At 36.4% G+C, this 1,195-nt stretch carries 1 protein-coding gene; it reads right to left on the bottom strand.

The features are described 5' to 3' along the window. Positions 1–241: 241 nt before the first annotated feature. Positions 242–1,195: methylenetetrahydrofolate--tRNA-(uracil(54)-C(5))-methyltransferase (FADH(2)-oxidizing) TrmFO (gene trmFO / locus ACFIL8_RS10605; RefSeq protein WP_375689737.1), on the bottom strand; the 954-nt coding region annotated here is incomplete at its 5' end.

Genomic DNA, 1,195 nt, shown 5'->3' with positions numbered 1-1,195 from the left:
TTCATAATATGTTTATATAATTATTTTGTTTTTAGTCATTAAATCATATTAAATTATTGATAGCGGTAAAGTTTTTTTATAGCCAAAAGTTATTTTACAGCATCTACATAATTGAATAAATGATGAAACGTAGGGTAGTATTTATTGATTGGGGGAGACAGTCTTTAAAAGGCTTTAGAATGATTTTTTCACGAGAGTTATAAAGATCTATTCAGTAGGAGAGAGGCGAATCGTGTGTTTTTTATAAACAGGAGCTCTTTGATTCTTTATTTGCTAACCACTGAGTACAATCATTGAGAGCTCTCGCTGTTATGGCTTGTTTTTTTACTAATTTTTTTTCTTTACTTGGTAAGCGTTTTCCTGAATGTTTAATAGAAGCAATAGGCGGAAAGAGTCCGAAATTGATATTCATTGGCTGAAAAGATTGTGTTTCTGCTTTTTCATCTATGATGTGTCCCCCTGTAATATGATTCAAAAGGGCTCCGAATGCTGTAGTTTGTGGGGGTAGGCAAGGGGAAATATGATGATATTCGGCAGCAGCAAAACGTCCAGCAAGAAGCCCTATTGCCGCTGATTCTACATAACCTTCACATCCGGTAATTTGCCCTGCAAAGCGTAGTTGTTTTTTTTGTTTTAAACGAAGGGTTTGATCAAGAATAATTGGCGAGTTGAGGTAGGTATTGCGGTGAAGACCACCAAGACGCGCAAACTCTGCTTTTTCAAGACCGGGAATCATTCTAAAAATGCGAATTTGTTCACCATATTTCAATTTTGTCTGAAAGCCGACCATATTATAAAGCGTTCCAAGTTTATTATCTTGGCGTAATTGAACGACAGCATAGGGTTTAACTGTAGGGTTATGGGCATTAGTTAAGCCCATAGGTTTCATAGGACCATGTCTTAACGTTTCAAGTCCGCGCTCAGCCATAATTTCAATGGGGAGGCATCCATCAAAATAGGGCGTTTTTTCAAAGTCACGAAACTCTGTTTTTTCAGCATTTTTTAACGCTTCAACGAATGTTTCATATTGTTCTTTGTTGAGGGGACAATTAAGATAATCTTTTCCTGTTCCCTCAGGACCAATTTTATCATAGCGAGACTGATACCAACAAATGTTGATATCAATACTGTCGGTATGGATAATAGGTGCAATTGCATCAAAAAAAGAAAGAGCTTTTATACCGGTTATTGCTTG

It is taken from the genome of Bartonella sp. AP57NXGY (assembly GCF_042195805.1).
In the GTDB taxonomy this organism is placed as follows: domain Bacteria; phylum Pseudomonadota; class Alphaproteobacteria; order Rhizobiales; family Rhizobiaceae; genus Bartonella.
Note: the sequence above shows the minus strand (reverse complement) of the source record. Positions and strands in the feature narration are given on the sequence as shown.